Below are 13,076 nucleotides of genomic sequence, written 5' to 3'. Positions count from 1 at the left end.
TTTTTATGTAGAGAGGTATGGTTGTTATCTATTATTTAGCCACGTTACCAGCAACATTGAGAGCATCCCACGTTCTTGCAAAAGGAGGAGCATAACTGAAGTCAATATAGCCTAGTTGCTGTGTCGTCATCTTTGCGGTGATGGCAACCGCTAGCGCATTAAGACGACTAACAGCCCCTTTTTTACCGACTATCTCACCGCCTAATAAAACATTAGATTCAGGGTGATAAACCAATTTAATCTTTATGTCTTCTTGGCCGGGATAGTAATCAGTTTGGTTTTTATCTGTAATAACTGAGGTGTTTATTGGTAGTTGGTGTTGTTCTGCTAACCATTGAGAGATCCCTGTACTCGCGAGTTCATAGTCAAGAACTTTTAATGATGATGAGCCTAAAAATCCACTCAAATAGGTGTCTTTACCTGATAATTTATCTGCCATCATTCGAGCTTGTTTATTTGCTGTTGTCGCTAAAGGAATATAAACAGGTTTATCTAATGTGAGGTGATGCACGGTAGCACAATCACCCACAGCATAAATATTAGGATCTTGAGTTGCCCCAAATTGATCAACTAAGAGTGCACCATTTGCCATTTTAGGTAATTCAACAAATTCAGTATTTGGTTTGAATCCAAGCGCTAAAATAATAAGATCAGCCGTTATCTCACCATTATTTGTGGTGATGGTGTATCCGTCTTTATTATCCGTAATGTCATTTACTTCAGTATTAAGTTGTAAGTTCGTACCTGTTTGTCGAATTGCTTCTTCTACGTTATGTATCATCTCTGAGCTGAATTGACGACTCAATATATGCTTTTCACGTTCAATTAAGGTTACGTTCTTTCCTAAGTCATGTGCAGCATCAAACATCTCTAAGCCAATAAACCCAGCACCGATAATCGCTATCTTCGGTTTGCTTGGATCTTGCATTGCTTTTTTTACAGCGATGCCATCTTCCATGCTCGTTAAGGTATAAACCTGTTTAGTATTGTATTGACCTAAATCTGGAATAATTGGTCGAGCGCCGGTGGCGATAATTAGTTGATCATAATGTAATGATTGCTCTTCATTCTGATGTCGAACCGTGACAACGTTATCTTTTTGATTCAAAGCTATAACTTCAGTGTTTAAACGAATATCTAAACCAGATTCGATGGCTTGCTTAGGCGTTCTCGAGATCATTCGTTCGGTATCACTGAATTTATCCGCTACAAAATAAGGCAAACCACAGGCACCGAAAGAGATGTAGTCACGTTTTTCAATTACGATCACGTTGTTGGTTGGTTGGTTTCTTTTGTATTTAGCCGCAAAGCTCATACCGGCAGCGCTGCCACCTAAAACAATAATATTCATAAATATGGATTACCTGTTTTTCTGATAAATAAAGGGCATTAATAAATAATGCCCTTATTGATTAAGTTTTTAATTGGTGAGTTGAGTCGTTACTACGCTGAGATTTCACTCTCTTGTTGTGTTGATATCGTGCTTTGAGCGTTATATTGCGTCGTATTTAATGAGCCATTACGCTTTGCTGTGATAACACCGGATAGCATTGAACCTGAGATATTAAGTGCGGTTCTAGCCATATCGATTAATGCTTCAATTGAGACAAGAATAGCAACAATCGTAATATCTAATCCCATGATAGTCAGTACCGCTACCGCGGCAAAAGTAGCGCCGCCACCGACACCTGCAATACCAAAAGAGGCAATGGCAATAACAACAACAAGTTGAACGATGAAGTTAAAATCAACAGGAATCCCCATGACTTGTGCTGCCATAATAGCCAGCATTGCAGGGTAAATACCGGCACATCCATTTTGACCAATACTGGTTCCAAACGTAGCTGACATATTTGCTGTTTCTTCATCGACACCAAGGCGCTGTGTTTGTGTTTCTACATTGAGTGGGATCGCCGCCATGCTTGAGCGAGATCCAAAACCAAAGACGAGAACTGGCCACGTTTTCTTCGCGAAGGTTTTTGGCGATAAACCAAAGAAAGAAACTAAGACAAGATGAAGACCAAACATCACAATAATCGCGCTATAACTGGCCAGTAAAAATCGTCCCATTTCAGCCAAAGCAAAAAGGTCGTTGGTCATCATGAATGTAGTCATTAAAGCGAAGACACCATAAGGGGTGAGCTTTAGGATCTCACGAACCATTGATAATACGACTTCTTTCGCTGAATTAATGAAATCGATGAAGCCTTGTACTTTTTCTGGTTTACGCTTTTTAACTTGAAGAACACTAAAGCCTAAAAACATACCAAATAACACGGTAGATAAGGTTGAGGTTCTCTCTGAACCTGTCAGCATTTCAAAAATATTGGCAGGAATAATAGAAAGGATTAATTCAGACAATCCATTGTTAGCCATCAATTCTTGAGTTGAAACCAAATTATTACTTCGAGTTTCTATTGCAGCGTTAGAACCAATGATCGTAACTAAACTGTTAGCATCAATATTGAATAAATAAATGCTCGCAATACCTATAAGAGCAGCTATAGCTACAGTGAAAATTAATACCCCAATCACTTTAGGTGCAATTTTTGATAATGATCCGTTTCCTTCTACATTCATTATTGAAGCTGTCATGGCTACAAAAACCAGAGGGATCACGATCATTTGCAATAGCTTAATGTAGCCGCTACCAAAAACAGAAATAATTTCAGCAAAGTTACCATTAATGCTGTTGCCGTTTCCTAGAATTAACTGAATTAAACTACCAAAAACTAACCCACCAATTAAAGCGGTTAATACACGATAATTGAAACTTTTCTTGTGTTTTTTTAGCTGAAACAGTAAGAAGTAAAATCCTAAAAAGGCGATGAAGAGGCCAATTAATGTGAAGCTCATATGAGACTCCTGATGTTTAAAAAATAAATTTGGGTTACGATAACAAGGTAACTGCTAGTTTTAAGTAACCAATGTGCCTATCGTAGGAAAGTGTTCAAAGGAGATACTTTCTTGAATGGCTAATATCAAAGAGACGCATTGAAGAAAAAAAAGATGCAAAAAAACACTTAAAAAACAAAGATAAAAAATAAACTATATTTATTGCGTCTTTTTTTGTATTGCATCGTCTTACTTTAATCCCCACATTATTTTATTTATCTGAGGCCTGTTTCTATGTTGTCAGAATGGCAAAATCACAAAGCGCAATTGCGTAATTACGTTTACAAACGAGTGGATGATGCAAGTGCGGTAGATGACATACTTCAAGATGTTTATATAAAAGCCAGCAGTAATTTGCATCAATTAAAATCGCAAGGAAGTTTGAAGGGGTGGTTATACAAAATTGCGTATAACACTATTATGGACTTTTATCGCGACAAGTTACCTTATGATGAGTTACCTGAAGATTTAATCGCAGAAGGTGAAGATACGGTGGGTGAAGCTCGTAAAGAGTTAGCTGAATGTTTACGTCCGCTTATTGATGATCTTCCTGAAAAATACAGCACTCCTTTGCGTTTGGCTGAATTAGAAGGGGTTCCTCAACAGGAAATAGCTGACCAGTTAGGCATTTCATTATCGGGAGCAAAAAGTCGAATTCAACGCGGGCGAGTAAAGTTCCGCGAGCATTTAATGACATGTTGTGATTTTGAACTTAACGAAGGAGGATCGGTAACGGGGTATTCTCCTAAAAAAGAAAGTTGTGCTTCACAATCTAAATGATTTCATTTCTTCCTTAAAATAAACGGTAAATAGCCACTCTATTTTCCGTTTATTTTACTTTCTCTTTTTTATTCCTATTATTTAAATTTTTTTGCGTCTTTTTCTCTATTCGTGCGTCTTCAATTTGTTAAAAATATTTCTTATGAAGAACATAAATGAAAAACTCAGATGTGAAATACCTAGAACCTAGCATGCTTTCTTTTTTAAATGATGAAGATGCCATGAGTACACTGCATGACATTCGACGTGGAATTGAAAGAGAACTGATCCGCACTACGCCTGAAAGCCGTATTTCAAACTTATCTCATCCAGAAGTGTTAGGCTCTGCGTTAACGCACCCTTACATCACTACTGATTTTGCAGAAGCGCAATTAGAGTTAGTGACACCTGCAATGACAGAAAGAAAGGCAATGTTTGATTCGTTGGCTTCTTTGCATCATTTTGTCGCTACTCATTTACCTGAAAATGAAATCATGTGGGGGGCGTATGCCGCCAGTACTGCCAAGTGATGATGAGATTACGATTGCAGCATATGGAACATCGAATGCAGGGCAACATAAGGTGCGTTACCGTGAAGGCTTGGCAAACCGTTATGGCAAAAGAATGCAGTTAATTTCAGGTATTCATTATAACTTTTCATTACCAGATTCGTTTTGGGAAACACTGCATACGCACATGAGCAGTGAATTATCATTAAACGATTTTATTTCAGAACGTTATTTTCATTTGATCCGTAATGTTCTTCGTAACGGCTGGGTTATTCCTTATTTATTTGGGGCATCGCCAGCGGTAGATAAAAGTTATTTAGTAAATCAAGAGCATCCTTTAGCTACTTTTGATGAAGATACTTACTATTTACCATGGGCAACGTCGTTACGTTTAAGCAATATGGGGTATAGCAGTAATGAGCAATCTCTTTACCCAACGAGCTTTAATAGTAAACAAGAATACTTAACGGATTTATGTCACGCCTTAACGACCCCAAGTGCGCGTTATACGCACCTAAATGCAGATCAGCAATTAAATGGCTCAGTCTTACAATTAGAAAATGAATTGTATGGTTCTGTAAGGCCTAAAATCGTTAATGATCAATTGCGTCCTTTGTATGCGATGTGTCACCACGGTATCCAATACATTGAATTGCGCAGTCTGGATAATAATCCGTTATTACCGTTAGGGATCAGTGAAGAGCAAAGTCATTTTCTGGATGCGTTTCTTACCTATAACGCCTTAGCACCAAGCCCTGAACTAACAAATGATGAGCGGATATTAATTGCCCGTCGCCAAGAGTTAGTAGCAACAGAAGGGCGAAAAGAAGGACTATTATTACCAACGCTGCAAGGTGAAATTAAACTTAACAATCTTGGTTTTGAATTACTTGATGCAATGATGCCTATTGCGAGTTGGCTAGATAATGCATTTGTTACCGAAGGGCATAAACAAGGTATTGAGCGTGAACGAGTTAAATTTGTTGATAGTAATTTAACGCCATCAGCACAAATGCTAGCAATAATGAAAGATGAAAAACTCTCTTATAAATTAGCGACCCAGAGATTATCTGAAGTGCATTTTAAACAGCATCAAGATGCAAAGATTGATGAAGAAGAAATGGGTAATCTAACTCGTTTAGTGACAGAGTCTTTAGTTAAACAACACCAAATGGAAGCACAACAAGACATGAGTTTTGATGAGTTTATTCAGAAAAAAAACTATTTACAGTGTGACTGTGAAATAGAAGAGGCAGTAGCGTAATTTAATGAATATTTTGTGGAAATTGCGTGGTTACATAAAAATGTTTTCACGCCAATACATCATTGCCATCATTGCATTACAAGTGGTGGCATTACTCAGTTTAATACCTTCTTGGTTGATTGGACGAATCGTAGATAGCATCAGTGCCAACGAATTAACCATGTCATATTTGCTGATTCATATTGGTGGCATTGTTGTGTCAGCCATTGCTATGTATGGCTTACGTTATGTATGGCAAAGTCACTTGTATGGAGCATCTATCGCTATTGCGAAAGTACTGCGTCGAGACTTATTTCGAAAGTTTTCAATGTTGTCACCGTCGTTTTACTCTCGTCGAAGCACTGGCGATTTAATGGCCCATGCAACGAATGACTTGAATGCAGTCGAGGAAGCCACTGGCATGGGGATCATGACCTTAGTTGATTCCTTTATTGCTGGTTTGACCGTGATTTTCGGTATGATCTTTATCGTAAGTGGTGAACTTACTGCTGTGGCATTATTGCCGTTTCCGCTGTTGGTTTTAATTACGAAACGTTATGGTACCAATCTGCATAAAACGTTCGGTCGTGCGCAAGCGAGTTTTGCTAATTTGAATGAAGAGACGCGTGAAACGGTTTCTGGTATTCGTGCGGTTCGCTCTCATGGTATTGGGCAAAGACAAGAACAACGCTTTGGTAAAACTCTTGATGAAACATTGGAAGCTAACTTAGCTGTTGCGAAAGTGGACGCCGCTTTTGCACCAACTATCCAATTAATTTACGGATTGTCATTTGTTATTTCATTGGCTTATGGCGCATGGCTAATCAGCCATGAGCAGATCTCTGTGGGTTTATTTACTACGTTTACGCTATATCTTGGGCAATTATTGGGACCGTTTTTACAATTTGGTTGGCAGTTTAATGTTTTCCAACGAGGCAGTACGTCATGGAAACGATTAGAGGCACTTTTTTCTGAAAAAGAAGAAGTGGTAGAGGGGACGGTTATGTTGCCTGCTGATGCGAAAGCAACGTTGAATATTAATATCGCCTCATTCTCTTATCAGAACTCAAACCGCAGAGCTTTAGAACAAATTAATATGACGGTAGCAGAAGGTGGCTTTGTTGGTATTACAGGGCCCACGGGCAGTGGAAAAAGTACCTTGTTGCAATTGGTATTAAGGCAATTTCAGTTACCAAATAGCTCAACCATTAGTATTGATGGACATTCGATTGATTCATTAACGTTCCACTCGCTACGTAACAAAATGGCGTGGGTTCCACAAAAACCATTCTTATTCTCAGGTTCTATTGCTGAAAATATCGCATTGGCTAAACCGGATGCAACAGAAGAGCAAATCAAACACGTTGCAGAAATGGCCGGAATTAAAAATGAAATTGATGCCATGCCTGATGGGTTTAGTACTCAATTGCGAGAAGGTGGCGGTAACCTTTCAGGAGGGCAGCGCCAGCGATTAACGCTTGCAAGAGCCTTATTATCTGATGCGGATATTTTGTTGTTGGATGATCCATTCAGTGCGTTAGACATTAAAACAGAAGTGATTGTGCGTCGAAATCTAAAAGCACATTACAGCCATAAAACCATGTTATTAGTGACTCAACGCCTACCTAATTTAATCGAAGCAGATCGAATTTTTGTGCTAAATGAAGGGCAAATTGAAGAGCAAGGCTCCCACCATGAGCTATTGGCTAGTCAAGGTTGGTATTCCATGGTCTACCAAAGACAAAGTCAGTTAAATACCATTATTGACGATATTCCAAGCAATAATATTCAAGAATCAACGTCAGAAGGAGAGTCTCATGCGTGAAGACAATGCACAGCAACCAAGTGATACTTTCTTATTTAAGCGGTTATTAGCCTATTCTTTACCTCATAAAGCACGCTTTATTGTCGCCTTTATGATGTTAACGGTAGCAATAAGTGCTGAAATGGCGATTCCATGGTTAGCAAAGATCATCCTTGATGACGTTATCGTACCACAGCAGTTTGAATGGCCACATTTGATTGGGCTTGTTAGTTTAGTGATGCTGTTTTACGTGATATCGGCGTTATTTACGTATTTACAAGCAGTGTCGTTTCGTCATAGTGCCTTGTTGGTGATTAATGATGTGAGAAAACAACTGTTTAATCACGTGTTGAATTTCTCTATCAGTACGTTTGATAAATTATCTGCGGGTAAGTTGGTTTCTTATATAACCAATGATACAGAATCCATGCGTGATATGTTTGTCTCAACTATCCCTACTATAATTCAAGGCAGTTTACGTATCATTGCGATATTTATTGCGATAGCGATATTGGATTGGCGCTTGATGTTATTAAGCTTGGTTCTGATCCCTGTATTACTCACAACAATGCATTTATATCGAAAAATATCGATGCCAGTGTTTAATGGCATTCGAGAGCAGATCAGCAATATCAATGGGCGGATTAATGAATCGCTACAAGGAATGGCGCTGATTCAAGCGTTTAATCAGGAAAAAGCATTTAAAGAAAAATTTGAGCAAGAAAACCAACGTTGGTTTGAGTTTAGAACCAAATCAATCGCAATTGATAGTTTCATGCTTATCCCGTTAACACGTTTAGTTTCCAACTTAACGGCTGCTGGTATTGTGGCGTGGTTTGCTAATGCGTCATTAGCTACAGTGGTTGAAATCGGGACGCTGTATGCATTTTTGAACTATATTGAACGCTTTTTTGACCCTTTCCGCCAACTTTCAATGGAGTTACGTAAGTTACAGGTGGCAACGGTTGCATCAAAACGTGTATTTGAGTTGCTAGATGAAGAATCTGAGCAGAACCGATACCCACAAGAGTGTGTTGAAATATCAGCGCCGCATGACATTGAGTTTCGTCATGTTGATTTAAGTTATGACGAAGGAAACTTGGTCTTATCTGATGTGAACTTTGTGGCTAAAGGCGGGCAGTTTACGGCAATAGTTGGTCATACGGGGAGTGGTAAAAGCTCAGTAATTAATCTGCTTATGCGATTCTACCAACACCAAAAAGGGGCTATTTTAATAGGAGGCCAGCCGATTGAATCTTTACCTGAAGTCCAACTTCGTAAATTATTTGGTCTGGTTTCTCAAGATCCAACGATTTTTAGTGGTTCAATAAAAGACAATATCGACTTATCTCATGATAGGCCAAACGACGAAAAAGTGATGTTAGCGGCGAAACAAGTTAACGCTGATCACTTTATTAAACGTCTTACTGATGGCTATGATCACCACCCAGGTCATGGTGGAGCGTCACTTTCTGTTGGTGAAAGACAGTTATTAGCGTTAGCTCGTGCTATCTCACATCAATCAAGTGTTTTCTTATTAGATGAAGCGACAGCTAATATTGATAGTGAAACGGAAGAAGCCGTAAAAGAAGCGTTAGCCAATATTCAAGAGGGTAGAACGGTTATCACGGTAGCTCACCGTTTATCTACGATTAAAAATGCCGATCAAATCTTAGTCATGAATAAAGGCAAAGTGGTTCAAAGTGGTACACATGATGAACTTATTGTGCAAGCTGGAGATTATAGAGAGTTATATTTGACGCAAAAAGCACAAGAAGAAAATGAACATCAGAACAGCACACTTGGTTTAGCTAGCATTAACGCGGCTTGAGTAATTGAATTTGAGAGTAATTAAAATGAATACAGAAAAAAAATCGTTTGTGTCTCAGCAAGTTATTGAAGATGCCTGTGAATGGGAAATTATGCATGGTGTGGCATTCAAGCAAGCTGATAGTACTGCGCGACACTGTCCGTTTAGTATTGCACCAATGACGATTGAGCGTGATGTATATCAGCATTTGTTAGCAGTAACGCCATTGATAACTAAGCTTATTAATAATGTATCTGAAGATCATGATTTTCTACAAGCGTCATTAAGTAACATGGCAAAAGCCGATCCGTTTTTTGGTTTATTAATGTCACTGCATCAACAATTGCATGGTGATGAAACCAATAAGCTTGTCGCTGCTCGTCAATCTTTACTATTGATGCGAACTGATTTTATGGATGACCGTACTCACGGTGCTAAAGTGATTGAATTTAATGGTATTGCCGCTGGGATGGGGCCTTTTGGTCAACGTGCTGCAGAATTCCACTCATTTATTAAAAATCAATGGCCAGATACTTACAATCAATGGATTGAAGACAGCTCAGCGGTACCTGCGGATAATCATGGCTTAGAGCAATTGGCCTACGGTATTGCAACAGCGGCAAGAGCGATAAAAACAGATTTTGGTGACCAAGGAAAACCTACGTTTTTGATGGTGGTTCAAAAGAACGAAGACAATGTTTATGACCAACACCTGTTGGAAGTTGAGTTGCAAAAACAAGGAATATGTACAGTAAGACGTACGTTTGAACAACTTAGCTGTCAGCTTTCTAGTGGCGAAAATAAGCGTCTTATATTAGAAAATATCGGGGCTGTAGATGTTGTTTATTTACGTGCGGGTTATCAATATGAAGATTATTTTGCACCTGAATTAAATGAGAAAGTCTGTTGTCAGACGCTAAGCCAAACACGATTGCTTATTGAACAGCATCATGTCGCCGTTAATGCAACAATTAGTCAGCAATTAGCGACCAGTAAAACAATGCAAATGCTATTAACCATGATGCCAGAAAGTGAATATGCACGTTGGGGTCTAAGCATTGAAGAAGCGCAATTGGTGAAGAGTGTTTTAGCTGAGATGAAACCCGTTAATGTTGAAACGATTAAATGGTTTGATACAGAAGCGATTCAAAATGAGTGGGTGTTAAAAAACCAAGGTGAAGGTGGTGGGCATTGTGTTTTTGGAGAGGATATTAGGAATAAATTAAATAAGTTAGATCCTGAAGAATATGATGCATGGGCATTAATGCAGCGTTTGTATCCCCATGAGCGTGATACTCCAACCATTGCTGTTCGTGATGGCGAGCAAACCATTGTGGACGATTTAGTGAGTGAGATTGGCTTATTTACTGCGTATTACAATGGAAAGCCGGTGACTGAATTTGAAGGTTATGCGGGATATTTAATTCGCAGTAAACCTGCCAGTGAAAACGAAGGTGGAATTCACAGTGGTAAAGGGATTTTAGATTCATTGGTGTTAATTGATTAATACAACCTATATCTAATATAGAGCCCAATATTATTGTTATATTGGGCTTTTTTATATTTTTTAATAAATAATTCAAGTTTATAAAATTGATCTTGGATAATAAATAGAACGTTAGTTATTTAACGTTATAAAAACATCTACCTGCCGAGAGTTATTTATCATTATGAAAAATAAGGCTATTTAGTGTTGTGAGATTACATTATCGATTAAAGCGATGATTATCATAGTATTTCTTCCTTGGAAAGAGGCATTTTTTCTCTCTATCGTGTGCAGACATTCATGCAGCAGGAGATAGTTATGAAAAAATTAGGATTGATTATAGGTTTAGGAGCTATTGCTTATTTTGGCTCGGTGTATGTAGTAGATTCGTCAGACCGGACATTAAGTGACACCAAATTAGCGCAATCAAACAGTAAAAATGATCCTGTATCTTCTGCTGCTTTTAAAGTATTAACTGAAAATGGTTGTAGTTATTGCCATACAGATAATAGCGAAATGCCTTTTTATGCCAATCTTCCTATCGCGAAACAAATTATGCAAAAAGACGTTGAAAGTGGATTACGTCATTTTCAGTTTGATGATGTTTTATCTAGTTTTTCTGAAGGTAATGAAATATCCGATGTTGCTTTAGCTAAAATTAGCGGCGTATTAAATGATTCATCCATGCCTCCTAAAGCGTATTTATCAATGCATTGGCGTTCAAGTTTATCTGATGATGAAAAGCAGACTTTACGTACGTGGATTAAACAAGAGCAAGAAAATAAACAGTCATTAGCAAGCGAAGCATTTAAATATGAAGCGATTCAGCCCATTAATGACGCTATAAAAGTTGATAATAATAAAGTGGCTTTAGGTGAAGTGCTTTATCATGATACCCGCTTGTCGGGTGATAACACTGTTGCGTGTTCAAGTTGTCACTCCTTATCAACAGGTGGGGTTGATAGGTTAACAACATCTACAGGCATTAATGGGGCTAAAGGTCCCATTAATGCACCAACAGTATTTAACTCTTCTTATAATATTCACCAGTTCTGGGATGGTCGAGCAAGTGACTTACAAGAACAAGCAGGAGGCCCTCCTATGAATCCAATTGAAATGGGATCTACTTCATGGGAGCAAATCACTCAAAAGTTAGGCTTGGATGAGGGAGTGAAAGCCGCTTTTGCTAAAATCTACCCTGATGGCATCACGGGTGACAATATAACTGATGCGATTGCTGAGTTTGAGAAAACTCTAATTACACCAAACAGTCGTTTTGATCAGTTCTTAAAAGGTGACGATTTAGCATTGAATGCACAAGAAAAAAATGGCTATGAGCTATTTAAGAAAAATAAATGCTCGACGTGTCATGCTGGTCAAGCGATGGGCGGGCAGACATTTGAAGTCATGGGATTAAAAGCAGATTACTTTACTCAGAGGGGAAATGTATCTGAGGTGGATAATGGTCGGTTTAATGTGACAAATAAAGCCTATGATATGAATCGTTTTAAGGTCCCAACGTTACGAAATATTGCACTTACTGCGCCTTATTTCCATGACGGCAGTGTTAATTCATTGGATGAGGCGGTTGCTGTAATGGCTGAATACCAAGTCGGGGTCACATTGAGTTATAGTGAGATCGCGGATATTAGTGCTTACTTGAAGACATTAACTGGTGATTATAAAGGTCAAATGTTGAATTAATTTTAGGATTAATAAGTGACAAAACGAAAAGCCCAATATTAAGATTATTGGGCTTTTTACATGGTTAATGTAGGTATTGATTTAGTAAAAAGCTATGCTTTTGATGCTGCGAGTTCTTGCAGTTGTTCAATCGTCGTTTCAGCAACGAGTACGCCATCAATGAAGTAACTTACTTGGTTATCATTTTTTAAACCAAGAAGCGTTGCTTTATCTCCGTTTGAGTACGTAATATCCATTTGAATCGTATTTTCATCGATTTGTTGAAATTCACCTGTTTCATAAGTTCTTTGCAGGGTGATAGGGGCTACAGGTGCTGTTTTTAATGAGTCATCTAAATCGTCATTAATATTTAGCATGGTCTCTGTTTTACTATCAAAAATGTGTGGAGAGCCATTAATTGGGTTTTTCCCCGTCCAGAATTCAAGCGAGTTAAAAACGATATAATCGGCGGCGGTTGTAATTGCATAAACGGGTGATAATAAAAAGTTCACTCCCGCTCGAGCGTATCGGTTATCTACGACTTCAACGTTGAATTGCATTAGTTTCCCAGTCACTGCCATACTACCAACACATCCTGATAAACTGACGGCTACAGCGGTCATTGCCACAACTTTTACAAATGTTTTTTTCATGTTCCCTCACTTACCGTTAAGCACTTTGCTAGAACTATTAACATAGTAGTTAATTCTTTAATGAGTAGAGAAGGTCGCTAATATTTAATCATTTATTTTTTATTATGTGCGGAAGTGCAAAAAAGTAATACCAATCACAGTAAGTAAGTGATCAGAAATAGCGCAGGAAAAATGCTTGAGAACAAGGCGGTACTTTCGATAAATAGCTTCGATAAGTAGGTATTCTACAATCAA

At 38.3% G+C, this 13,076-nt stretch carries 10 protein-coding genes; 7 read left to right on the top strand and 3 right to left on the bottom strand.

Going from position 1 to position 13,076, the window contains the following annotated elements; all coding sequences use genetic code 11:
* Positions 1-31: 31 nt before the first annotated feature.
* Complete coding sequence (locus tag BTO22_RS10175; protein WP_105055367.1) at positions 32-1,351, bottom strand: CoA-disulfide reductase; 1,320 nt, start codon at positions 1,349-1,351, stop codon at positions 32-34.
* A 92-nt stretch (positions 1,352-1,443) separates the two neighbouring features.
* On the bottom strand, positions 1,444-2,856 hold the full coding sequence (locus BTO22_RS10170; RefSeq protein ID WP_105055366.1) for a cation:dicarboxylate symporter family transporter: 1,413 nt from the start codon (positions 2,854-2,856) through the stop codon (positions 1,444-1,446).
* A 273-nt stretch (positions 2,857-3,129) separates the two neighbouring features.
* Between BTO22_RS10170 and sigZ the strand changes: the two genes are divergently transcribed.
* The 7 genes from sigZ (at position 3,130) to BTO22_RS10140 (ending at position 12,210) form a co-directional block, all read left to right on the top strand.
* Positions 3,130-3,675, top strand: a complete 546-nt coding sequence (gene sigZ, locus BTO22_RS10165; protein WP_105055365.1) for an RNA polymerase sigma factor SigZ — start codon at positions 3,130-3,132, stop codon at positions 3,673-3,675.
* 155 nt (positions 3,676-3,830) lie between these two features.
* A complete protein-coding gene (locus BTO22_RS20185; RefSeq protein WP_258132538.1) occupies positions 3,831-4,184 on the top strand; it encodes a glutamate--cysteine ligase in 354 nt (117 codons plus the stop codon).
* Complete coding sequence (locus BTO22_RS10160) at positions 4,162-5,427, top strand: glutamate--cysteine ligase (protein WP_258132537.1); 1,266 nt, start codon at positions 4,162-4,164, stop codon at positions 5,425-5,427. The genes BTO22_RS20185 and BTO22_RS10160 overlap by 23 nt, the downstream gene beginning before the upstream one ends.
* 4 nt (positions 5,428-5,431) lie before the next feature.
* Positions 5,432-7,231 carry an ABC transporter ATP-binding protein gene (locus tag BTO22_RS10155; protein WP_105055364.1) on the top strand — a complete coding sequence of 600 codons (1,800 nt, stop codon included), beginning with the start codon at positions 5,432-5,434 and terminating at the stop codon, positions 7,229-7,231.
* Positions 7,224-9,041: an ABC transporter ATP-binding protein gene (locus BTO22_RS10150; RefSeq protein ID WP_105055363.1), complete on the top strand. Its 1,818-nt coding sequence runs from the start codon at positions 7,224-7,226 to the stop codon at positions 9,039-9,041. The genes BTO22_RS10155 and BTO22_RS10150 overlap by 8 nt, the downstream gene beginning before the upstream one ends.
* A gap of 25 nt (positions 9,042-9,066) precedes the next feature.
* Positions 9,067-10,527: a glutathione synthase gene (locus BTO22_RS10145; protein WP_105055362.1), complete on the top strand. Its 1,461-nt coding sequence runs from the start codon at positions 9,067-9,069 to the stop codon at positions 10,525-10,527.
* A gap of 297 nt (positions 10,528-10,824) precedes the next feature.
* Positions 10,825-12,210 carry a cytochrome-c peroxidase gene (locus BTO22_RS10140; protein ID WP_105055361.1) on the top strand — a complete coding sequence of 462 codons (1,386 nt, stop codon included), beginning with the start codon at positions 10,825-10,827 and terminating at the stop codon, positions 12,208-12,210.
* Positions 12,211-12,302: 92 nt separating this feature from the next.
* Here BTO22_RS10140 and BTO22_RS10135 read toward each other — a convergent pair whose 3' ends face one another.
* Entirely contained in the window at positions 12,303-12,842 is a 540-nt protein-coding gene (locus BTO22_RS10135; protein ID WP_105055360.1) for a DUF3332 domain-containing protein, read from the bottom strand.
* Positions 12,843-13,076 lie beyond the last annotated feature (234 nt).

The organism is Aliivibrio sifiae (assembly GCF_002954705.1).
GTDB lineage: Bacteria > Pseudomonadota > Gammaproteobacteria > Enterobacterales > Vibrionaceae > Aliivibrio > Aliivibrio sifiae_A.
The sequence above is the reverse complement of the archived record's forward strand: the minus strand, read 5'-3'. Positions and strand labels throughout refer to the sequence as shown.